This is a genomic window from Streptomyces sp. McG3 (assembly GCF_018619185.1).
Classification (GTDB): domain Bacteria; phylum Actinomycetota; class Actinomycetes; order Streptomycetales; family Streptomycetaceae; genus Streptomyces.
Genome location: NZ_JAAXYC010000066.1, coordinates 1 through 24,247 on the forward strand (window position 1 = coordinate 1; position 24,247 = coordinate 24,247).

Below are 24,247 nucleotides of genomic sequence, written 5' to 3' on the forward strand. Positions count from 1 at the left end.
ATGTCCACGTCGGAGGGTTCGAGGCGGGCGTTGGCCAGCGCCTGGAGGATGACCCGCTCCTGCGACGGACCGTTGGGCGCGGTCAGACCGTTGGAAGCGCCGTCCTGGTTGACCGCCGAGCCACGGATCACGGCGTGCACGGTGTGCCCGTTGCGCACCGCGTCGGACAGCCGCTCCAGCACCAGCACTCCGGCGCCCTCGCTCCAGCTCGTGCCGTCCGCGTCGGCGCTGAACGGTTTGCTGCGCCCGTCCTGGGCCAGGCCGCGCTGACGGCTGAACTCCACGAACACGTCCGGGTTGGCCATGACCGTGGCGCCACCTGCCAGTGCCAGCGAGACCTCACCGGTACGCAGCGCCTGCGCCGCGAGGTGCGTCGCCGTGATGGACGAGGAGCACGCGGTGTCGATCGTGACGGCCGGACCCTCCAGGCCCAGCGTGTAGGAGATGCGACCGGACGCGACCGACGCCGCTGAACTCGTACTGACGAACCCCTCCATCGCGGCGGCGTACTGGCCGACGCGCGGCGCGTAGTCGTAGTGCATCAGCCCGGTGTAGACACCGGTCTGCGAACCGCGCAGCGAGGCCGGCGCGATGCCCGTGCCCTCCAGCGAGTGCCAGGCGGTCTCCAGCAGCAGACGGTGCTGCGGGTCCATCGCCGTCGCCTCGCGGGGCGAGATGCCGAAGAACTCGGGGTCGAACTCGTCGGCCGCGTGCAGGAATCCGCCGTGCCGCACGTACGACGTGCCGGTGCGCTCGGCGTCCGGGTTGTACAGGTCGGGCCAGCCGCGGTTGGTCGGGAACTCGCTGATCGCGTCGACCCCGTCGGCGACCAGGCGCCACAGATCCTCGGGCGAGGTCACGCCGCCGGGGAACCGGCAGGCCATGCCCACCACGGCGATCGGATCGTCGGTCACCGCCGTCGTCGCCACCGCCGTCGCCCGGACGACACGCGAGCCGGTCAGGGCGACGCGTACGAACTCCGCCAGCGCGTCGGGCGTCGGATGGTCGAAGATCACCGTGCCCGACAGCTTCGTGCCCGTCGCCGTGCTCAGCTTGTTGCGCAGCTCGATCGACATCAGCGAGTCGAAGCCGAGCGCGCCGAACTGCGCATCCGCTTCGATCGCGCCCGGGTCCGTGTGACCGAGCACCGCCGCCACGTTCTCGCGCACGACGTCCAGCACCAGCGCACGCTGCTCGTCCTCGGTCAGCCCGGCTACCCTGCCGGCGAGATCGGTGACGGGAACGGCCCGGCGCGCCGGGCGGACCAGCCCGCGCAGCAGCGCGGGCACCTCGTCGCGGAACGCCGCCGGATTCAGCGGCGACGCGACCAGCGTGGGCACGGACAGGCCCAGCGCCGTGTCGAACATCGCGAGGCCGTGCTCGGCGGTGATCGGCAGGAAGCCCTCACGGGCGAGCCGGCCGCGGTCGGCGTCGGACAGCTGCGAGGCCATGCCGTCGTCCCACATGCCCCAGGCCAGCGACACCGCCGGCAGCCCCTCACGGTGCCGCAGCCGGGCCAGCGCGTCCAGGTAGGAGTTCGCGGCGGCGTAGTTGGCCTGGCCGGCCGTGCCGAACGTGCCGGCGACCGACGAGTACAGCACGAACGCCGTGAGGTCACGGTCGCGCGTCAGGTCGTGCAGGTGCCACGCGGCGGTCTTGGGACGCAGGACCGCGTCCAGCCGCTGCGGGGTCAGCGTGTCGATCGGGCCGTCGTCCAGGACGCCGGCCGTGTGCACGACCGCGGTCAGACCGGGGAGGCCGTCGAGCAGCGTCTCCAGCGCTTCGCGGTCCGTGACGTCGCAGGTCACACTGCGTACGTGCGCCAGACCCGCGTCGCGGCCGCTGCGGCTCGCCAGCACGACGTCACGTACGCCGTGCCGCTCCACCAGGTGCCGCGCCAGCAGCGTGCCGAGGGCGCCACCGGTGATCAGGACCGTGCCGCCCCACGAGGGGGTGGGGCCGCGGCGTGTGCTGCGGGCGAGCCTCGGCGCCAGCACCGCACCGCCGCGGACGGACACATGCGGCTCGTCGCCGACGACCGTGGACAGGCCGACACTGTCGTCGGTGTCCACCAGCACGAGCCGGCCGGGGTGTTCGGTCTGGGCCGACCGCACGAGACCCTCGACCGCGGCGGCCGAGAGGTCGTCGCCCCGCCGGACCACCGCGATCGTCCCGTCGCCGGCCAGCTTCTCCCGCAACGCCAGCAGAACCCGCGCCGTCACGTCATGGACGTCGCCGACCGGGACGTCGAGGACGGTGTGGGGGACGGGCACCGGGGTGACCGGCACCCACGTCCTCTCGTAGAGGCCGTCGGTGCGGGTGGCGAGCTGGTCCGCGGTCACCGGACGCGTCGCGAGCGACGAGACGGTCAGTACGGGCGCGCCCTCGGCGTCGACGGCGTGCACCGCGTTCGTCCCGAGGTCGATGCGGACCCGCAGCGCGGTGGCACCGGGGGAGTGCAGCCGAATGCCCTGCCAGGCGAACGGGAGGGCGAGCGCGTCGGCCGTCGAGGCCAGCGGGTGCAGAGCGGCGTCGAGCAGCGCGGGGTGCACGCCAAAATCGTGCTTCTCCACCGAGACCTCGGCGAACACGGCCGTCGCGGTGCGCCAGGCAGCGGTGACGTTGCGGAAGGCGGGGCCGTACTGGAGCCCGGCCGCTCCCAGCGCCGCGTACATCTCGTCCACGTCGATCGGCTCGGCGGCGGGCGGCCAGGCCAGGTCGGCCCGGGGCACGGTGGAGTTCGACAGGGTGCCGGTGGCGTGGAGGGTCCAGTCGCCGTCGGTGCGGGAGTGGATCGTCACGGCGTCGTCGACGACCTTGACCTGTACCTGGACGGCCTCGGTGAGCACCATCGGGGCCTCGATGACCAACTCGTCCAGCGTGCCGAACCCGGTCTCCCCGGCCGCGTGGAGGGCGAGGTCGACCAGCGCGGCGCCGGGCACGATCGCTGTGCCGAGCACGGTGTGGTCGTCCAGCCACGTACCGGGAGTCAACCTGCCGGTGAACAGCACGGTGTCGCTGTCCGCGGGCCGCAGGACACTGCTCAGCAGCGGGTGCCCGGTGGGCGTCTGTCCCAGGTCGGTCGCGTCGGTGCTCGTCGCGCCCGCGGTGAGCCAGTACCGCTGCCGCTGGAACGCGTACGTCGGCAGCTCGGTGCGGTGCGCGTCGCCGTACAGCGCCCGCGCGTCGGGGATCCGGCCCTGGGTGTAGGCGGTGCCCAGCGCGGTCAGCACACTGGTGACCTCGTCCTGCCCCGACCGCAGCGCCGCCGCGTACACACCGTCGGCGGACTGCTGGGCCTGGGCGGTCAGCACACCGTCGGGGCCGAGTTCGATGAACGTGGTGACGCCGCGCGTTTCCAGCTCCTGGACGGCGTGGTGGAAGCGCACGGCCTCGCGGATCTGGGTGACCCAGTAGTCGGGCGAGGTCAGGTCGCTGTCGACGGCCACGGTCGAGACGACCGGGATCCGGGGTGCGGAGTAGGTGAGGGTACGGGCCACGGTGCGGAAGTCGTCGAGCATCGCGTCCATGTGGTGCGAGTGGAAGGCGTGGCTGACGGTGAGTTGTTTGGTGCGGTGTCCTTGTTCGCGGAAGTGCTCGGTGATCTTGTCGGTGGCGTCGGTGTCGCCGGAGATGACGACGGAGGTGGGTCCGTTGATGGCGGCGATGCTCACGCCGTCGGTGAGGTGGGGGGTGATTTCTTCTTCGGTGGCTTCGATGGCGGTCATGGTGCCGGTGTGGGGGAGGGCGTCCATGAGGGTGGCGCGGGCGGTGACGAGTCGTGCGGCGTCGTCGAGGGTGAGGATGCCGGCGACGTGGGCGGCGGTGATCTCGCCGATGGAGTGGCCGACCAGGTGGTCCGGGGTGATGCCCCAGGACTCGTAGAGGCGGAAGAGGGCGGTCTCCAACGCGAACAGCGCTGGTTGCGTCAGGCGGGTGCGGTTGAGGTCGCCGGTGAAGTACTCGTCCTGGATGCCGAGTGCTACGAGTGCGGCGTCCAGGGCCTCACGGAACACGGGATAGGTCTCGTGGAGCTCGTGGCCCATGCCGGCGCGCTGCGAGCCCTGCCCCGTGAACAGGAACGCCAGACCCCCGCGGCCCGCCTGGCCCTCGGCCAGCGTCGTGTCACCGAGAAGCGCCGCCCGGTGCGTGAACTGGGTGCGCTCGGCGAGGGAGAGACCGACGTCGGCGGGCGACAGCCCCGTGTGCTGGTCGAGGTGGTGCCGGAGCCTGCCGATCTGCGCCCGCAGCGCGTCGGGCGTCTTGGCCGACACCAGGTACGGCACCCGGACCGGCGCCGCCACGACGGGCTCCGCGGGCTCCGCGGCCGGCACCGCTTCCAGGACGACGTGCGCGTTCGTACCGGAGATGCCGAACGACGACACGGCTGCCCGCCGCGGCCGCTCCAGCTCGGGCCACGGCCGGGCCTCGGTCAACAGCTCGACGGAGCCCGCCGACCAGTCGACGTGCGGGGTCGGCTCGTCCACGTGCAGCGTCCGGGGCAGCACGCCGTGGCGCATCGCCATGACCATCTTGATGATGCCGCCGACACCGGCAGCCGCCTGCGTATGGCCGATGTTCGACTTCAGCGAGCCCAGCCACAGCGGGGATTCCCGGTCCTGGCCGTAGGCCGCGATGACGGCCTGCGCCTCGATCGGGTCCCCCAGGACCGTCCCGGTGCCGTGCGCCTCCACGACATCCACATCCGACGGAGTCAGCCGGGCGGAGGTCAGCGCCTGCCGCATCACCCGTTGCTGCGCCGGTCCGTTCGGTGCGCTGAGCTGGCTGCTCTTGCCGTCCTGGTTGATCGCACTGCCCCGTACGAGACCGAGTACCGGATAGCCGAGCCGCTCGGCGTCGGACAGCCGTGCCAGCGCCAGCATGCCGACGCCCTCGCTCCAGCCCGTCCCGTTCGCCGCCGCCGCGAACGACTTCGACCGGCCGTCCGGGGACAGACCGCGCTGCCGGGAGAACTCGATGAAGAACCCCGGTGTCGACATCACGGCGACACCACCGGCCAGCGCCAGCGAGCACTCGCCCGCGCGCAGCGCCTGCACCGCGAGATGGACCCCGACCAGCGACGACGAGCACGCCGTGTCCACCGTGACCGCGGGACCCTCGAACCCGAGCGTGTAGGCGATGCGCCCGGAAGCGACACTGTTCTGGTTTCCGGTCAGCAGGAATCCGTCCGTGCCGTCGACCGACGGGTGCAGCAGGCTCGGACCGTACTCCTGCGACATCACACCGACGAACACGCCGGTATCGCTGCCGCGCAGGGAGTCCGGACGGATCGACGCGCTCTCCAGCACCTGCCACGCCGACTCCAGGAGCAGCCGCTGCTGCGGGTCGGTCGCCGTGGCCTCACGGGGTGACACACCGAAGAAGTCGGCGTCGAACTCGTCCGCGTCGTAGAGGAAACCGCCCTCACGCGTATAGGACTTACCGCTGCGGTCGGGATCGGTGTCGAACAACGCGTCCAGGTCCCAGCCCCGGTTGGCGGGGAACTCGGAGATCGCGTCCTCTCCGGAGTCGACGAGCCGCCACAAGTCCTCCGGGGACCGCACACCACCGGGGTAGCGGCAGGCCATGCCCACGATCGCGATGGGCTCGGTCTGTGCGGCCTCCAGGTTCTGGAGTGTGCGCTTGGCCTGCTTCAGCTGGGCGGTGACCCGGCCGAGATAATCCCTCAGCTTCTGCTCTTCTGACATTGCCGGAATCTCCCTCAGGCCAGCTCGTTGTCGATCATTGCGAAGAACTCTTCGTCGGAACCCTGGGTGTCGATCGCGTACTCGACGTCCACCAGCCCCATCAGTTCGTTCAGGGCCGCCACCACGGCCACCCGGTCCATTTCGAGCACCTCGGCGTCCACCGCCGACAGCACCGTCCGCAGCCGGGCCAGCTCGCCCAGCACGTCCGGGGCCCGCTCGGTCCCGTCCCGCACCAGCAGTGACCGCAGATGGCCCGCGATGGCGTCGGGCGTCGGATAGTCGAAGGTGAGCGTGCTCGGCAGCTTCGCGTCCACGAGCTTGCCGAGCCGGGTCCGCAGCTCGACCGCGCTGAGCGAGTCGAAGCCCTGCTCCAGGAACCCGCCGTGCGCGGTGATCGCGTCCGCCGAGTCGTGGCCGAGCGTGCCGGCCGCCGTCCTGAGCACCGCGTCGAGCAGGAGCGCGTGCTGCTCCGCCGCGTCCAGCCCGACGAGTTCCGTCTCCAGCGACCGCTTCGGCGCGTTCCGCTTCGGCCCGGACCCGGTGAGTCCCTTGAGTACGGGGATCGTGCTCGTGTCCACGTCCCTCGTCCCGATGCGGGCCGTGACGAGTGCGGGCAGCCCTCCGGACAGTGCCGCGTCGAAGTGGGCGAGCCCCACCTCCGTCGGCATGGGCGTGAGCCCGCGCCGCCCGATGCGCTCCACATCGGTCGCGGTCATGTGCGACGTCATGCCGCTCGACTCCGCCCACAGACCCCACGCGGCCGACACCGCGGGCAGGCCCCGCGCGTGGCGGTGGTGCGCCAGCGCGTCCAGGAAGCTGTTCGCCGCACCGTAGTTGGCCTGTCCGGGGTTGCCGACCACGCCCACCGCGGAGGAGAACAGCACGAACGCCGACAGGTCCAGCCCCGAGGTCAGCTCGTGCAGGTTCCACGCGGCGTCGACCTTCGGGCGCAGCACCGAATGCACCCGCTCCGCCGAGAGCGAGGACACGGTGCCGTCGGCGATCACACCCGCCGTGTGCACCACGGCCGTCAGCGGGTGTTCCCGCGGGACGGTCGCCAGGAGCGCGGACAGATCGTCGGCCTCGGCCGCGTCGCAGGCCGCGAGCCGCACCCGCGCACCCAGCGCGGTGAGTTCGTCGGCCAGCTCCCGCGCACCCGGCACGTCCGGGCCCCGACGGCTCGTCAGCACCAGATGCCGCACGGCGTGCCGCGTCACCAGGTGCCTCGCCACGAGCCCGCCGAGCCCACCGGTCCCTCCGGTGATCAGCACCGTGCCCTCGGGGTCGAGCGCCGTCACGGACCCGGCCAGGGCCCCCGGCGTCAGCTGCGTCAGCCTCGGTACGAGCACCGAGCCGTCGCGGATCGCGAACTGTGTCTCACCGGTCGCGACCGCGCCCGCCAGGAGACCGGCGTCGAGATCGCCGTCCGCGTCGAGCAGCACGATGCGGTCCGGATGCTCCGCCTGAGCCGAGCGGACCAGACCCCACACCGGAGCGGCCACGAGGTCCGTGAGGCCGGCGACGTCCACGGGGCTTTCGGTCGCGACCGCGTGGCGCGTACGGAGGACCAGGGTCGACGCCGTGAACCGCTCGTCGGCCAGCCACTCCCGCAGCAGCTCCGTGACCAGCACGGTGACGCGGTGCGTGTCCGCCACCACGGAGTCCGGCGCCCGCAGGACCACGTCCAGCACCACGTACTCCGGCACATCGGTCAGCTCCGCGAAGCCCGTCTCGATGTCCGTGACGGCGACGGCGGGCACCGGGGACGGCGTGACGTGCAGTTCGGACCAGGTGAGCCGGTACGGAGGTGTGGTGCGCGCCCCTCCCAGCTGATCGGCCGAGACCGGCAGCAGGCGCAGCGACTCCACGTGCGCCACCGGCAGACCGCCCTCGGTGGCCGTGGTGACCGTGACCGCGTCCTGCCCGGCGGGTGAGATCCGTACCCGCAGGTCCGTGGCGCCCGGAGCGTACAGCCGCACCCCGTTCCACGAGAACGGCAGCCGCACCTGCGGTCCGGTGACCGCGATGCCCACCACCGGGTGCAGCATCGCGTCCAGCAGCGCCGGGTGCAGGCCGAACTCCTCGGCCCCGGGGGCCTCTTCGGGCAGCGCGACCTCGGCGAAGATCTCCTCGCCCCGCTGCCACACCGCACGCAGACCGCGGAACGCGGGCCCGTAGTCGTACCCCTGGGCCGCGAGCCGGTCGTACAGCTCGTCGACGTCCACCGCTGTGGCGTCCGGAGGCGGCCACGCGCCCGCCAACTCCACCTGACGCGGTGCCGGTTCCCCGTCCGTCGCGGTCGTGAGCGTGCCGTGGGCGTTGCGCGTCCACGCGCCGCCGGCCTCGCGGGAGTACACGCTGACGGTGCGCTGCTCGTCCTCGTCCTCGTCCGCCGATCCGACCACGACCTGGATCTGCGCCGCGCCGTCCTCGGTGAGCAGCAGTGGCGCCTCCAGTGTCAGCTCGTCCACCCCGGCGGCGCCGACCCGCGCCGCCGCGTGCAGCGCCAGCTCCAGGAACCCGGTGCCCGGCAGCAGCGGCCGGCCGAACACCGCGTGGTCCGCGAGCCACCGGTGCACGCCGAGCGACACCCGGCCGGTCAGCACGAGCCCACCGTCGCCGGCGAGCTCCACGGTCGCGCCGAGCAGCGGGTGCCCGGCCTCCTGAAGTCCCGCCGCGCCGACGTCACCGGTCGTCGCCGGTGCGTCGAGCCAGAACCGCCTGCGCTGGAACGGGTACGTCGGCAGCTCGACGGTGCGGCCGGAGACGACGTTCTCCCACGCGACCGGCGCCCCGGTGACATGGACGCGCGCGAGTGCGGCGTAGAACTGGTCCAGGCCGCCCTTGTCGCGCCGCAGCGTCCCGGTGATCACCGCGTCGTCGGTGATCTGGTTGAGCCCGACCGCCACCACGGGGTGCGGACTGATCTCGACGAACGTCGTGCAGCCGTCCGCGAGCGCCGCCCGTACGGTGTCCTCGAACCGCACGGTCTCGCGCAGGTTCTCGTACCAGTAGTCGGCGTTCATCAGCGCCGTGTCGAGCGGCCGCGTCGTCACCGTCGAGAAGAACGTCAGGCCGGTGCCCCGCGGTTCGATGTCCTTGAGCGCCAGGGCGAGATCGTCGCGCACGGCCTCGACGTGCGAGGAGTGCGAGGCGTAGCTGACCGGGATCGTCTTCGCGCTCACGCCCTCGGCACGGAAACCGTCGACCATCTCGCGCAGCGCGTCCGCGTCGCCGGAGACGATCGTGGCGGCCGGGCCGTTGATCGCGGCGACGTCGAGCCGTGCTCCCCAGCGCGTGAGCCGCTCACGCACGGCGTCGGCGGCCAGCGGCACGGAGGCCATGCCGCCCCCGCCCTCGATCTGCTTGATCGCCCTGCTGCGCAGCGCGACCGTCTTCGCCCCGTCCTCGACGGACAGCGCCCCGGCCACGACGGCGGCGGCGATCTCGCCCTGGGAGTGGCCGATCACCGCGTCGGGCCGCACACCGGCGGACTTCCACAGCTCGGCCAGGGCCACGTTCATCGCCCACAGCGCCGGCTGCACCACATCGACGCGCTCCAGCGACGCACTGTCCGGCTCACCGCGCAGCACATCGGTCAGCGACCAGTCGATGTGCGGCGCGAGCCCTTCCGCGCACCGCTCGATCGCCCGGGCGAACACCGGTGAGGTGTCGAGGAGTTCACGGCCCATTCCCGCCCATTGGGCACCCTGGCCGGGGAAGACGAAGACGGTCCGGCCGCGCGGGGCCACCGTGCCGCGCACCACGGCGGCGGACTCCTCGTCGTCGTCGCGCACCGCGAGCAGGCCGTCGAGCAGCTGCTCCCGGGTGCCCACGACCACCGCGCGGTGGTCGAACGACGTACGGGTACGGGTGAGCGAGGCAGCGATGTCCCCGATGCCCGCACCGGGGTCGCCCAGCACCCGTTCGTGCAGCCGCGCGGCCTGCTCTCGCAGCGCGGCGTCGGACCCGGCCGACAGCACCCAGGGCACCGCCGTCGGCCCGGCCACGGTCTCCTCGGCCCCCGCCGCGTCCGAGCCGTCCGTCGCGTCGAGGACCGGGGCGGTCTCCGGAGCCTGCTCCAGAATCAGGTGCGCGTTCGTGCCGCTGATACCGAACGACGACACGGCGGCCCGGCGCGGCCGGCCGGTGTCGGGCCAGGGCGTGTTCCGGGTCAGCACCGAGACGGTGCCCGGCGACCAGTCGACGTGCCGGGACACCTCGTCCACGTGCAGGGTCGCCGGCAGTACGCCGTTCCGCAGCGCGTGCACCATCTTGATCACGCCGGTGACGCCCGCCGCCGCCTGCGTGTGGCCGATGTTCGACTTCACCGAGCCGAGCAGCAGCGGTACGTCACGCTCGCGGCCGTACGTGGCGAGGAGCGCCTGCGCCTCGATGGGGTCGCCCAGCGTCGTTCCCGTGCCGTGCGCCTCGACCGCGTCCACGTCCGAAGGGCGCAGTCCCGCGTCGGCGAGCGAGGCGCGGATCACCCGCTCCTGCGACGGACCGTTCGGTGCGGTGAGGCCGTTGGACGCACCGTCCTGGTTGATCGCCGAGCCGCGCACCAGCGCGAGCACGGGGTGGCCGTTGCGGACGGCGTCCGACAGCCGCTCCAGCATCACGACGCCCGCCGCCTCGCCCCACGCGGTGCCGTCGGCGGCGTCCGAGAACGGCTTGCAGCGGCCGTCGCGCGCCAGCCCGCGCTGCCGGGAGAACTCGGTGAACATGCCGGGCGTCGACATGACCGTCACACCACCGGCCAGAGCGAGATCGCACTCACCGCGCCGCAGCGACTGCACCGCCAGGTGCATGGACACCAGCGATGCCGAGCACGCGGTGTCCACGCTGATCGCGGGCCCCTCAAGACCCAGCACATAGGACAGGCGGCCCGACGCGACCGCGGTGAGACCACCGGTCAGCGCGTGCCCGTCGTACTCCTCCGTGGCCTGGTGCAGCCGCGTCCCGTACTCCTGCGGCATCACGCCGATGAACACACCCGTCGGGCTGCCGCGCAGCGAACCCGGCTCGATGCCCGCCCGCTCCACCGCCTCCCACGCCGATTCCAGCAGCAGCCGCTGCTGCGGATCCATCGCGGTGGCCTCGCGCGGCCCCAGCCCGAAGAACGAGCCGTCGAACTCGTCCGCCCCGTACAGGAAGGCGCCCCGGTCGGTGTAGGAGGTGCCCGTCCGCGGCTCGTCGGGGGAGTACAGCGCGTCCAGGTCCCAGCCCCGGTTGGCCGGGAAGGGGCCGACCGTGTCGACACCGTCGACGGCGATCTGCCACAGCCGCTCCGGAGTGTCCGCGCCACCGGGCCAGCGGCCGGAGGCCGACACGATCGCGATGGGCTCATCGGCGGTCGCCCCGGCCACGGCGAACTCCTCCTCGTCGGCGTCGCCGCGCGTGAGGTACGCGGCCACCGAGGCGGGCGTCGGGTGGTCGTAGGTGAGCGTCGAGGTCGTCGGCCGCCCGGTCGCACCGGCGAGCGCCTTGCCGAACTCCACCGCGCCGATCGAGTCGAGGCCCAGCTCCTTGAACGTCGCGTCCACGGGCACCGACGCGGGGGAGGCGTGGCCCAGCACGACCGCGACCGCGCCCCGCACCAGGTCGAGCGCGTGCTCGGGCGTGAGGCCGCCGCCGGACCCGGCCCGCACGGTCCCGGCGGCGGGCGCCTGCTCCGGTGCGGGCCGCAGGCCGCCGGCAGGCACGGCGCCGTCGGCCTCCACGTCGAGCCACTGGCGTTCGCGCTGGAAGGCGTAGGAGGGCAGGGCGACCCGGCGCACCGGACGGCCGGCGAGCAGGCCCTCCCAGTCCGCTGCCGCCCAGTCCACCGCACCGCCGCCCACGTGCACACCGGCGAGGGAGGAGAGGAACTGGCGCAGGCCGCCCCGGTCGCGGCGGAGCGTACCCGTGATCACCGCTTCCCGGCCTTCGAGGATCTGCGTGATCCCGACCCCCAGTACGGGATGGGCGCTGCACTCCACGAACGTCGTGTGGCCGTCGGCGAAGGCGGCGCGCACCGCCCGGTCGAACTCGACCGCCTGCCGCAGGTTGCTGTACCAGTACTCCGCGTCCAGAACGGACGTGTCGGGGAGCAGAGCACCCGACACCGTGGAGTAGAACGCCACATCGGTCCGCCGCGGCCCGACGTCCGCCGCGGCGCGCAGCACGTCCTCGCGGATGTCCTCGACCAGCGGCGAGTGCGAGGCGTAGTTGATCGGCACCACGCGGGCCTTCACCCCGTCGGCGAGGTAGGTGTTCTCCAACTCCCGCAACGCGTCGAGCTCACCGGAGACGATGGTCGCGGAGGGCCCGTTGACGGCCCCGACGCCGAGACGGTCCGGCCAGGCCCCGATGTGCTCGCGGACCTGGGCGACCGGCAGCGGAACGGACAGCAGTCCGCCCGCGCGGGGAATCCGGACCACCTGCTGGGCACGGCGCACGACCAGCGTCGCGGCGTCCCGCAACGACAGTGCCCCGGCGACGTGCGCCGCCGCCATCTCGCCCTGCGAGTGGCCGATGACCGCGTCGGGCCGGACGCCCGCCGCCTGCCACAGCGCGGCGAACGCGACCATGACGGCGAACAGCGCGGGCTGCACCACGTCGTCGCGCTCCAGCGAAGGACTGCCCGGCTCCTCCCGCAACACGTCGACCAGGGACCACCCGACCAGCGGGTCGATCACCTCGGCGCACTCGTGGATCTTCGCCGCGAACACCGGTGAGGTGGCGATGAGTTCGGCTGCCATGCCCGCCCACTGCGAGCCCTGGCCGGGGAAGACCATCACGGTCCTGCCGACCGCTGCGGCCCTGCCCCTCACCAGATCCGCCGACAGGCCGCCGTCCCGCAACCCGAGCAGCCCCTCGGCGTGTCCGGAGAGCACGGCGGCGCGGTACGGGAAGTGCGTACGGCCGGTGGCGAGCGAGAACGCGATGTCGTCGTCGGCGGGCGCGTCCGGTGCGGTGACCCGTTCGTGCAGGCGTGCCGCCTGGTCGCGCAGTCCTTGTTCGGTGCGCGCGGACAGCACCCAGGGCAGCGGACCGTCCGCGGCGGACGGGCGCGGCTCCCTCGGCCGCTGCTCCGCGGTGGCGAGCACCACGTGGCAGTTCGTGCCGCCGACGCCGAACGACGACACCCCGGCGACGGTCGGTCCGACCTCCTCCAGGTGCTGCTGTACGGAGAGGTTCAGCTCGTCCAGCGGGATCGCCGGGTTCGGCGTCACGAAGTTCAGGCTCGGCGGCACCGCGCCGTGGTGCAGCGCCAGCACGGCCTTCAGCAGCCCCGCGATGCCCGCGGCGCCTTCGAGGTGGCCGATGTTGGTCTTGACCGAGCCGACCCGCAGGGGCTCGGTCCGCCCCCGGCCGAGTGTCGCGCCGAGCGCGTGCGCCTCGATCGGATCGCCGACCGGGGTACCCGTGCCGTGCAGCTCGACATAGCCGACCTCGTCCGGTGCGGTGCCCGCGCGGCGGTGCGCCGCGGTGACCACGGCCTCCTGCGCGTTCCGGCTCGGCGTGGTCAGCGTCGCCGCGGGGCCGTCGTTGTTGACCGCGCTGCCGCGGATCACCGCGTAGACGGTGTCACCGTCCCGCCGCGCCGCGGCCAGCGACTTGAGGACCAGCACCGCACCACCCTCGCCCCGCACGTAACCGTTGGCGCGGGCGTCGAACGTGAAGCTGCGGCCGTCCGCGCTGAGCGCGCCGAACCGTTCGGCCTCCACCGTGCTCTGCGGCGTGAGGATCAGATTGACGCCGGCGGCGAGGGCGACCTCGGACTCACCGGAGCGCAGGCTCTCGCACGCCAGGTGCACCGCGACCAGCGAGGACGACTGCCCCGTGTCGACGGCGAGGCTGGGCCCGCGCAGACCGAGCACGTACGACAGCCGGTTGGCGAGCAGACCGCGGTTGAGGCCCGTGAGCGAGTGCCGCGACACCACACCCGCCCTGGCCGCGATCGTCGCGTAGTCGGAGGCCATCGCCCCCACGAACACCCCGAGGTGCTCACCGCGCAGGTCGGCCGGCACGAACCCGGCGTCCTCCAGCGCCTCCCACCCGAGTTCGAGCAGCAGCCGCTGCTGCGGGTCCATCGCCGCGGCCTCCTTCGGCGAAATGCCGAAGAACTCCGCGTCGAAGCCGCCCACCTCGTCGTCCGGGAGGAATCCGCCCCAGCGCATCGGGCCCGCTTCGCCGAACCGGGAGGATTCCGTGATCGCGCTCGTGCCCGACGACAGCAGCCGCCAGAACGACGGCGTGTCCGGCGCGCCCGGCAGGCGGCACGACAGGCCGACGACGGCGACGGCATTGCTGGATGCGTGCTCGAAGGTGTTCATGACTTCCCCGCTGTGTAGTGAGGTCAGACAGTTGGTGGGGGTGCGACGGTCCGGTCTCAGGCCGTGCGCACGGCCGGCGCCACACCCGGCTGTACCGCCGGCCGGGACACCCCGAACGTCTCCGCCAGGTACAGGGCGGTGTGCAACTGGAGCCGGTTGTCGCCGAGCGGGCGGCCGCGTACCTGCTCGGCCCGCTTGATGCGGTACAGCACGGTGTTCTTGGCGATGTGCAGCCGCTGGGCCACGGTCGCGACGCTCCGGTCGTGGTCGAGGTAGCACTTGAGGGTGGCGCGCAGGGCTCCCGCCGACGGCGAGTCGTCGCCCAGCCCACCCAGCTCCCGGCAGACGAAGTCGGCGGCGGCCTGCTCGTCCCGCGCGAGCAGCGCCCCCAACTCCAGCTCCCGATAGGTGTGTACGCGGCCGGTCGTCGCTGACCGCAGACCGAGCTGGGCCGCGGCCATCGCCTGCTCGTGCGAGGTGCGGAATCCGGCGAGACCCGTACTCGGCAGACCCACCGCCACCTGCACGGCGGGGTCGGCGGCGAGCAGCGGCGCGAGCTCTTCCGTGTCACCGTTGGGCCGCAGACCCCACGCCCACAGCCCGTCGCCGCCCATCGGCACGAGCAGCGTCGACCGGCAGCCCAGACGGTTGAACAGCCGGGCCGCCGTCCTCGGCAGCTCCTGCGCACCGGAGTCCCGCTCGGCCCACAGCACCAGCGCCACGTGGTTCTGGCGCAGGTCGTAGCAGAGCTTGCGGGCCGCCCGTTCCACGTCCACGGACTCGCCGCGGACGAGGGAGAGCACGACGGCGCGCTGTTCGGCGGCGGGACCGGCGAGCCAGCGTTCCCGCTCGGCGGCGAACCGGTCCGACACCAGCCGGGACAGCTCGTCCACCGCGTCGAACACCAGGGACGCCGTCCCGGTCATCGCGGCGGTGCGCTCGTCCGGGTCCTCGATCCGCGCGCACGCCGCCAGCACCGCGGACGCGATGCGCCCGTGCGCCGACCGGATCAGGCCGAGTCCGTGCGCGAGATCGAAGCCGCGCTCGACCTGGGTGCGCACCAGCGACTCGGCCTCGGCGACCACGGAGGCGGGCAGCCCCTTCCTGTGGTGCAGCCGGAACGTGACGGACAGGGCCACCAGCTCCGGCAGAGCGTCCTGTCCGTCCGGGCAGAGGCCCGCCGAGGTCTGCACGGCCCACGCGGTGGCATCGTTGCCACAGTGGGCGGTGACCTCCTGGCGCAGGGCCTCGGAGGTCGCGCCGGCGGTGGGAGCCTCGTCGTGCGGGGGCAGCAGCTGGAGCTGCGCCATCAGAACGCCCTCGTGCCGAGGAAGCCCAGCAGCGTCGCCTCGTCGGCCGTGCGCAGCGCCGCGCACGCCGCACGCAGCCCGGCGTCGAGCCGGTCGATCTGGGCGTCGGTGAGGTCGACCGAAGGCTGGAGCCGCAGCGTGTTCGGCGCGCTGGAGGTCGGCAGGACGCGCACGGTGTGCCGGTGCAGCAGGAACCCGCTCACCAAGTAGCCGAAGACACCGCCCGCCTGGGCGCCGGCGATGTTGGGCGAGGCCGAGCCGGACTGGTCGTGCAGTTCCAGGCCCAGCAGCAGGCCGCGGCCGCGGACATCCTTGATCACGTCCGGGAAGTCGGCCCGCAGCGATTCGAGTACATCGAGGAGGCGGGCACCGCGCTCGGCGGCCCTGCGGTAGACCGCGCCACCGTCCCGCTCCATGATCTCCAGCGTCTTCTGCGCGATGAGCGTGGAGAACCCGTCCTTGGCGAACGTCGAACTGTGCAGCAGCTCGAACTCGGGGCGGTAGCGGGACTCCCGGACCAGCAGCACCGACAGTTTCGCCACACCGCCCGCGATGCTCTTGGCCAGCGCGATGTAGTCGCCCTGAAGTCCGAGCTGCGCACCGGCGAAGAACGCCCCGGTGCGGCCGCTGCCGGACTGGATCTCGTCGACCACGACGGGGCAGTCGAACTCCGCGCTGACCGCGGCGATCTCCTTCGCGAACTCCGGTGCGAGCGGCACGATGCCGCCCTCGCCCTGGATCGGCTCGACGAAGAAGGCGCCGTACACCGGGGCCGGGATGTCGGTGACCCCGACCGTGCCGTCGGTCACGATCAGGTCGAGCACCGTGGCGCGCGCGGCCTCGAACGCGGGGCGCACCGCGGCGGCCGAGTTGACCGGCACGAAGCGGGCGTTCGTGGCGAGCGAGGTGAACGGCGTCCGGAAGGCCGGGTTGTGCGTGAGCTGGATGCTCGCGGCGAGCTTGCCGTGGAAGCCGCCCTCCAGCGTGAAGAACACCGGAGCCCGGGACAGCGTGCGCGCGTTGTGCGCCTCCACCTCGGCGAGCAGCGCCTCCAGGTCGCCGGCCGGATCGCCCTGGCCCGTGCCGCCGAGCCGGGTGAGCGCGGCGGCGTCGACGGTCGCCGCACCGGACGCGACCGCGGCTCGCGCCTGCTCCGTGTGGACCGTGACCTGTGCGAGGAGCGCCGTCACGCGCATGCCCCGGTCCAGCTCGGCGTGTTTGACGGCGGCCTCGATGGCCTCGGCGCCGGTGTTGGCGAACACGCCGAAGTAGGTGTCGGCCGTGCCGAACTCGCGCTGGGCGATCCGGTTGAGGACCTCGGTCACCCTGTTCGCCTCGGGGCGGCGCGAGAACTGGGAGTGGATCGGCGTCCGCGCGTTCAGCACCTCGGTCGCGTAGGCGACGATCTCGGGGTTGTTGTGGCCGAGCAGCAGCGAACCGTAACCGCAGACGAAGTCGACGATCTCCGTCTCGGACCCGTCGTGGGCGGCCGCCCAGAGGCTGTTGCCCTCCGCGCGCACGTACGTGGGGTCGAGTCCGATCCCGGAGATGTTCTGGTGGAGGGTGCCGTCCACGAGTTCCTGCGCCTCGGGTGCCATCGTGCCTCATTTCTCGCCGTGGTATGTCCAGACAGTGTTGAGCGTGCCGTTTCACTCACAGCTAATCCGGATCTAATCCGCCCCGATTAGACGGGGATGAGAAATGGGTGAGAAGGAGTGCGCTTGTATGGTCGCGCCCCTAGTTCTCTTCAGTTCTTTTCACATGAAGGAGAAATGCGTGTCCGAGGACCTTGCATTCTGGAACAAGATCGCCGGCAAGTACGCGGCCCTCTTCAACGCACACGACACGGAAAACCTTTACGACTTCTACGCCGACGACGCGGCGCTGGTTCTCGAACCCGGTTACGCGCTCCAGAAGAACGAGGAGATGAAGGCGGGCATCAAGCAGTACTTCGCCGACCTGGCCCCCGTGCTGACGGTCGACGTCCAGCACGCCTACCGGGCGGGTGATGTCGCGCTCATGATCGTGAACTACACGCTGTCGACGACCGCGGACGGCGTGACCTCGAAGAAGGAGGGCGTCGCGACGGACGTCGCGATCAAGGACGAGAACGGTGAGTGGCGCTACGGCATCGACAACCACTACGGCACGGAACTCACCGCCTGAACCGCCCCGCACGAAGAAACGGAGAAGGGACCGGAGTGATCCGGTCCCTTCTCCGTTCGGCGTGTGGAGTGCGGGTGGGTCAGAAGACGGTGGCGGGAACCTTCTGCTCGGTGTCGGCGGAGGCGGCCGCCTCCTCCTGCTGCTGACGGCGCCGCAGGATCGGCCGGACGACGACCAGGAACAGGAGCAGGCAGAACTGGGGGAACAGGAACACCACGAGCGCCAGCACACTGATCAGCGACGTCTTGGCCTTCAGGTCGTGCAGGCGCTGGAACATCCACATCGCGGTGAACAGGTCGAGCGCGACGATCGCGAGCCAGGCGCCGATCTGGATGTTCTGGATCGCGAAGAACTCGACCAGGCCCTCGTAGTTGGCGAACGGCGCGGTCGTCGACCCGAAGAGGACCTTCGTCAGTGCGGGCAGCTCGGTGATGAGGTAGCCCACGGCGCCGGCCAGGGTGGGCACCACGGCGATCGGGACGGTGATCTTCTTGGTCACGTGCCACTGGGGAGCGACGATCATCAGCACCCACATCGGGATGGTGACCGCCTGGAGCGCCGGAATGATGAAGTCGTTGAAGGACATGTTGGGGATCTCCGTTAGAGGTTGACGGACTCGGGTTCGGCCGCTCGCTCGGGCGCGGGTGATATCGGGGGAGCGTCGGACGGATTGCGGCGGGCCCAGACGACCCCGGCGAGGGTGCCGGCCAGGACAGCGCCGCCCGCGATGAGCGTGGGTGCGCTGGGCTCGAACGGCGCCTCGCCGGCCAGCGCCTGCACCAGCGAGAGAAGGAAGACGGCGGTGTAGCCGGCACCGAGCACCCAGACCATGCGGCGGTCGACCCAGCGGCTGAGGAACATGGCGATCAGCGGCAGGAGCTGGAAGGCGTGCAGCCCGATGAAGTGCGAGACACGCAGGTCACCGCCCTCCGCGGCCCAGAAGATGACCGGCGTGACGTCGTGGTCGATGTCCGCGCCGACGGAGTGGGCGCCCACGACGTCGTTGGACCAGCCGCCCGGCTCCGTGGGGAAGGCCATGTAGATGCCCACGAGTGAGCTGGCCACCAGCAGCCACGTACCGATCTTCAACGCGAGCAGTACGGGGGGAGCGGCGGCGCGCTTCTTGAGCACCACCGCCACGAGGAGCAGGTTGATCACGACGAGGGTCGTCGCGATGGCGCCGACCGACTCGAAGATCACCGCGTCGAGGACCGTACGGAAGTTGAAATGGACGGTCGTGCCGCGGATCGTCTGGAGGTCGAGGAAGAACATCTCGGCCCAGACCGCGATCACGATCCAGTTGCCGAACTTCCTGGCTCTGCGTTCGAGCGACCCGGACGTCTTCTCCAGCAGATGGACCAGCGCCCCGAGCCAGGCGGTGTAGACGATGAACGACAGGCTGAACTTGAGCGGCTTGATCCAGGCCGGCGACTGCCCGTACATCCGGTCGTCGACCACGATCCCGACGGCGTGGAACAGGCTGACCACGACCATCGATCCGGCGGTGATCATGAGTGCCGGATGCCAGCGGACTAAAGCGCGCACGGCCTTGCTCCTTCGTGTGGGGTGAGTGCCCGCCCAGGTGCCGTCGGCCTGGCCGAGGGCGGGGCCGGTGCGAACGACCCGTACCGGTGGCGGCAGCGGTTCAGCGGCCCGCCGGCCGAGCACCTCGAAGTGGCGCCGAGGGCCGTATTCCGGAGCATCCTGCGAAATTCGTTCGCGTTCCCTGGGACGCTCATGCCCACTTCCCTCCGAGAAATGATGTGCATCGAGCGTATAGAGACTGCTCAAGCACCGTATTGGTACGAGTCCCAAATTCCCGCGCCCGTCTTGTGCCGTGAGCGCAATGCGCCTGCCGGAAACATGCCGTTCACTGGCGGGGCAGGTCGAAACGCACGACGAGTGAGGAGCAGAACAGTGTCGTCAGCTGTGAAGGATGAGGGTTCGCTCTCTGTGGACGACGTCATCGAGCGGGCACGTGGTCTCGTTCCGCTGCTGCGTGCGAACGCGGAGAAGACCGAGCAGGCCAACGCGGCCGTGCCGGAGAACATCGCGGCGCTGCGGGACGCCGGGCTGTTCCGCATCCCGACGCCGCGGAGCATGGGAGGGCTGGGCCTCGGCCTGCGCGCGGAGGTCGGTGTGGCCGCCGAACTGGCCCGCGGCTGCCCCTCCACGGGGTGGCTGCTGATGGTCAACTCCGCGGGGCGGGGCCTGCTCCAGGGCATGTTCCCGGAGGACGTGGTCGCCGGGATCTACGCCGCCGACCCCGATGTCAGCATCGCGAACGCCGGCGTCGGCGGCGTCGCGGCCAAGGCCGACGGCGGCTACCGGCTGACCGCCGACACCGCGTTCGCGTCGGGCTGTCTGCACTCGGACTACACCCTGGTTCTGCTGAACTCCGTCACCGCCGACGGTGAGCCCCAGATGGCGCTCGCCTCGGTCCTGGTGCGCACCGCCGAGGCCGAGATCAAGGAGGTGTGGGACGTCGCGGGCATGCGCGGCACGGGCAGCAACACCGTGGTGACGAAGGACCTGTTCGTGGCGGACGAGCACGTGGCCTACCACGCGATCGACCCCGAGACCGGTGCCCCCGAGGGCATGGGGACGTCGACCCACACCCTGACCGCGTCCGCCAACGTGCTGGCCCCGCTGGTGGGTGCCGCCCAGGGCGCGCTCGACCTGATCAAGGAGTCGTTCGACAAGGGCAAGCCCGTGTTCCACACGACGCACGGCGCCGTCGCCGACTCCCCGGGCGCCCGCGCGTGGCTGGCCGAGGCGACCCACCACATCGACGTGGCGTGGCAGCACCTGTGGCTCGCCGTCGACCAGCTGGAGCCCGCGCTGGAGCAGCACGTCGAACTCTCCGACGAGGAGCGGACCCGGATCCGTATGTACGTCGCGAGCGCGGTCCGCGAGGCCCGCCAGGGCCTGAGCAAGGTCATGGACCTGGGCGGCGCGGGCGGCTTCGCCAGCGCGAACCCGCTCCAGCGCTACTTCCGTGACTTCGAGACCGGCAGCAGGCACTGGACGCTGAACCCGTTCATCGCGCTGGAGGACTACGGCACCGCGCTGCTGGGCCGGGCTCCGCTGGCTTCCATCGCCCTCTGACCCTCTCGCCCGTGTGACGTCCCAGCAGGCACAGCCCCACCGGCGCTGTGCCTGCTGAGTCACGTGTGGCCCGAGTTGCCACCGGGGCTTCGTGGACTCTCTCGGGAGCTCGGGCCGCGCCTGAAAATGACACTCGTGGATAGTTTCGTAATCCACTAGTTAGGTACGCTGGCGCAATGAGCGCACAAACGACTAGTGACCTGGTGGTGCAGTTGCAGCTGCTCGGCCGGGACATCGAACTCGAAGCAGCCAGGCGGCTGGAGGAGATGGGCACATCGCTGCGTGTGGTGAGCGTGCTGATGTGTGCAGACGGCAACGGCAAGACCCAAGGTGAGCTCGCGGAGCTCGCCTGCCTCGACAAGTCCACGATGGTCCACACGCTCGACGCGCTGGAGCGGAGCGGCCTCGCGACGCGCAAGCCGTCGGAGAAGGACCGCAGGGCGCGCGTGGTCGATGTCACCGACGAGGGCCGCGAACTGATCGCGACCGCCGAGCCCGTCCTGGGCGAACTCTACGAAGCGGTGCTCGGCAGACTGCCGGAGGCGGACCGCGAGCCCTTCCTCCGCTCGCTCTCCAAGCTCGTCGAAGGCCGCTCCCCGGAGCCGGTCGTGACGGCCGAACGGCCCCCCAGGAGGCGCTCTGCACGTTGAAGACCCGCAGGTCAGGAGTGTGATTGCAGAATAGATCGTCTATTGCGCAACCATCTGCTAGTGTTTGCTCACCGACAACACGCTCCTGACCCAGAGGGATCGAGACCATGGACACCGCCCGCTCGCGATGGATTGCACTGACAGTCCTCTGCATTGGCACACTGATGACGATCCTCGATGAAACGATCGTCAATGTGGCGTTACCCGTGATGCGGGAGGAGCTCGGGTTCTCCCAGGGCGGCGTCTCATGGGTCATCAACGCCTACCTGATCGCCTACGGCGGTCTGCTCATCTTCGCCGGACGGCTCGGCGACCTGATCGGCCACAAGAACGTCCTGCTCCTCGGTGTATCGCTCTTCACCATCTCGTCCGTGGTGGCGGGCTTCTCGCAGAACGCGCCGACCCTCGTCGCCGCCCGGTTCGGGCAGGGCGCCGGTGCCGCGCTGGTCACGGCGGTGACCCTCGCGATCATCGTGATGATGTTCCAGGAACCCGGTGAGCAGACCAGGGCGATCGGCTTCTACAGCTTCACCTTCGCCGGCGGCGGCGCACTCGGCCTGATCGCCGGTGGTGTGCTGATGGAGCTGACGACCTGGCACTGGCTGTTCTTCATCAACCTGCCGATCGGTGTCATCAGCGTCATCCTCGGCTGGAAGCTGCTCCCCGGCGGCAAGGGACTCGGACTCTCCGCCGGCCTCGACGTATCGGGTGCGGCCCTGCTGGTCTCGTCCGTCTCCCTGCTCGTCTACGGCATCGTCAACGCCGAGCACAACGGCTGGACCGGCAGCACGCTGGCCTACCTGGTGGGCGCGGTCGTCCTGATGGCCGCCTTCGTGATCCGCCAGAAGAAGGCCAAGGCGCCCCTGTTCAACCTCAACATCCTGAGCGACCGCGACGTGGCGGGCGCCAACATCGTCCAGTTCCTCGTCTCCGGCGGGCTCTACGGATCCTTCTTCGTGGCGACGCTCTACCTGCAGCAGGTCCTCGGCTACACACCGATGGAGATGGCGCTGGCATTCCTCCCGCTGACGGTGATCACCGCCCTCGGGTCGATCGCGCTCAGTCCCTATCTGACCGGGAAACTGGGCGAGCGGGTCGGGCTCATCATCGGCCTCGCGATCTTCCTCGCCGGAGCGCTGTTCCTCGCCCGTACGCCGCTGGAAGCGACGTACGCGATGGACGTACTGCCCTCGATGTTCCTGCTCGGCCTGGGTATCGGTCTCTGCCTGCCGCCGATCATGAGTCTGGCGATGTCCACCGCCAGCGAGGACGAGGTCGGTGTGATCTCCGGTCTGACCAACTCGACCGGGCAGGTCGGTGGCGCGCTGTGGGTCGCCATCGTCGCCTCGGCCGCGGGCTCCGTCACGGCCTCCCGGATGGACGGGGGCACCAACGAGCGGGAGTCCGTGAACGCCGGCCTGATGTACGGCAGCCTGGTCCTCGCGGGAGCGCTCGTCATCGCGATCGTCGTAGCGGCGTTCGTGATCCGCAGGCGGTCGACGGAGACAGCCGCCGACGGGGCCGCCGCCAAGGACACGGTCAACGTGGCCTGACCCATCTGCTCTCCGGAACTTCGCGATCTCCTGGTGCTTCCCGCGGTGCGGGACGGCACCGGGAGATTCGTGCTGTGTCCGGGCCCTGCCCGAAGGTCCGGCCGCCGGGCTCGCGGCCACCCCACCGGTCCTCCTGCCCCCACCGGAACATACCGATCGTCCGGTCGGTGAGCAGTGCGGCACGGGCCGAGGAAGAGCCGTACAGCAGGGTGTGCGTGATGGCCTCTCAGGCGGCCGGCCCTCGCCCGGGTCAGGGGCGTACCCATGCGGCGCCCGGAGAGGGCGTACGTACGCTGTGGGGCCGGACGGCACCCATGGGCCGGTTCGCCGCTCGACCGGTGTGCGACGCAAGGAGCCCCTGACCCCAGGGAGGGCCAGGGGTGTGCAGGGGTGGGTGTCTCAGGCCGCGTCCCCGCAGGCTTCCGCCATGTCCCACTTCTGGGACCAGACCTCCTCCGCCGCGGTCCCCTCGGGGTTCAGTTCCTCCCGTGCCGCCTCTGTCGACAGCTGCGGCAGCACGAGCCTCCAGTAGCGCGTGACGGCATGCCGCGCGTCCCACTCCGCGCCCGTGCGGTTCAGGGCGTCGAAACCGGCGACGACGGCCACGATGGCGAACGCGGCGTCCTCGACCGCCACTTGGGGTGCCAGACTGCCCTGGTCCCTGGCCACGGTGAGCATCAGCTGAACCCAGTCCTGCCACTGCTCCCACAGTTTGACGTCGCTCTGCCAGGTCGGATCGCTGCCGAGGCCGAACCCCGCACGCAGGACCGGGTCATCGCGCAGACCGCGGGCCAGCAGGTGCGAGGTGTCGACGAGGAGTTGCAGCGGGGAGGGGTGGCGCAGCGGCACCCGCCCGGTCAGGCGCAACAGAATCTGTTCCGCGATCAGTTCGACCGCTTCCCCGAGAGCCCTCTTGTTCTTGAAGTGGAAATGCAGCGCACCGTTGCTCACACCGGCCCGTGAACTGATCGTCGCTATGGATGCTTCCGCGTATCCGGCACTGCCGAAGACCTCGGCGGCTGAGCGGATCAGTTCCTGGCGGGTGAGAAGGGCACGGTGCTGCTTGGCCATGTAGCGCTCCGATGGCAGTGATGAGGCGACTCATACACACGAGAACATGCCACAGACCAACCGTGGGTAACCAGCGGGTGAGCTCTGTCGATGCACGACCTGACCGGATCCTGACCGTCCGCGTTCCGGTGGCCGGTGCCCGGTGGGACGGGTATCACTACCGGCGCGCCCGGAGGGCGCTCTTGAGCAGTTGCGTGCGCCCTGCGATTCTACTGGTCGTACCGTACGGACGGCAGAGAGAACGCTACGAACGGAAAACCTCGGCAGGTATCAAGCCCGCCCCGGACGGCGCCGACCGATGTGACGGCTCCCCTGCCCCCTGCCCGCTGCCGGCCGCCCGGTGTCCGGCCGCGATGCCGG

At 71.1% G+C, this 24,247-nt stretch carries 11 protein-coding genes; 4 read left to right on the forward strand and 7 right to left on the reverse strand.

Annotation, left to right across the window (positions count from 1 at the left end):
* From HET64_RS13785 to HET64_RS13800, 4 genes are all read right to left on the reverse strand, one after another.
* The coding region (locus HET64_RS13785) for a beta-ketoacyl synthase N-terminal-like domain-containing protein (protein ID WP_374105558.1) at positions 1-5,717 on the reverse strand (5,717 nt) is incomplete at its 3' end.
* 5 nt (positions 5,718-5,722) lie between these two features.
* Positions 5,723-14,029: an SDR family NAD(P)-dependent oxidoreductase gene (locus HET64_RS13790; RefSeq protein ID WP_215105294.1), complete on the reverse strand. Its 8,307-nt coding sequence runs from the start codon at positions 14,027-14,029 to the stop codon at positions 5,723-5,725.
* Positions 14,030-14,085: 56 nt separating this feature from the next.
* Positions 14,086-15,339, reverse strand: a complete 1,254-nt coding sequence (locus HET64_RS13795; protein ID WP_215105296.1) for a CdaR family transcriptional regulator — start codon at positions 15,337-15,339, stop codon at positions 14,086-14,088.
* Entirely contained in the window at positions 15,339-16,937 is a 1,599-nt protein-coding gene (locus tag HET64_RS13800) for an aminotransferase class III-fold pyridoxal phosphate-dependent enzyme (protein WP_215105298.1), read from the reverse strand. Before HET64_RS13800 ends, HET64_RS13795 begins: the two co-directional genes overlap by 1 nt.
* A gap of 178 nt (positions 16,938-17,115) precedes the next feature.
* On the opposite strand from HET64_RS13800, the gene HET64_RS13805 reads away from it, so the two are divergent.
* Positions 17,116-17,505, forward strand: a complete 390-nt coding sequence (locus HET64_RS13805) for a DUF4440 domain-containing protein (RefSeq protein ID WP_215105301.1) — start codon at positions 17,116-17,118, stop codon at positions 17,503-17,505.
* 79 nt (positions 17,506-17,584) lie between these two features.
* Here HET64_RS13805 and HET64_RS13810 read toward each other — a convergent pair whose 3' ends face one another.
* A complete protein-coding gene (locus HET64_RS13810) occupies positions 17,585-18,091 on the reverse strand; it encodes an abscisic acid-deficient protein Aba4 family protein (RefSeq protein WP_215105303.1) in 507 nt (168 codons plus the stop codon).
* Between the two features lie 14 nt (positions 18,092-18,105).
* Complete coding sequence (locus HET64_RS13815; RefSeq protein WP_215105305.1) at positions 18,106-19,050, reverse strand: hypothetical protein; 945 nt, start codon at positions 19,048-19,050, stop codon at positions 18,106-18,108.
* Positions 19,051-19,458: 408 nt separating this feature from the next.
* Between HET64_RS13815 and HET64_RS13820 the strand changes: the two genes are divergently transcribed.
* The 3 genes from HET64_RS13820 (at position 19,459) to HET64_RS13830 (ending at position 22,816) form a co-directional block, all read left to right on the forward strand.
* The gene (locus tag HET64_RS13820) at positions 19,459-20,613 is read left to right on the forward strand and encodes an acyl-CoA dehydrogenase family protein (protein ID WP_308370031.1); all 1,155 of its coding nucleotides are present in this window, start codon (positions 19,459-19,461) and stop codon (positions 20,611-20,613) included.
* A 176-nt stretch (positions 20,614-20,789) separates the two neighbouring features.
* Entirely contained in the window at positions 20,790-21,263 is a 474-nt protein-coding gene (locus HET64_RS13825; protein WP_215105309.1) for a MarR family winged helix-turn-helix transcriptional regulator, read from the forward strand.
* A 107-nt stretch (positions 21,264-21,370) separates the two neighbouring features.
* The gene (locus HET64_RS13830; RefSeq protein ID WP_215105312.1) at positions 21,371-22,816 is read left to right on the forward strand and encodes an MFS transporter; all 1,446 of its coding nucleotides are present in this window, start codon (positions 21,371-21,373) and stop codon (positions 22,814-22,816) included.
* Between the two features lie 399 nt (positions 22,817-23,215).
* On the opposite strand, the gene HET64_RS13835 is transcribed toward HET64_RS13830, so the two are convergent.
* On the reverse strand, positions 23,216-23,887 hold the full coding sequence (locus HET64_RS13835; RefSeq protein WP_215105314.1) for a ScbR family autoregulator-binding transcription factor: 672 nt from the start codon (positions 23,885-23,887) through the stop codon (positions 23,216-23,218).
* Between the last annotated feature and the right edge of the window lie 360 nt (positions 23,888-24,247).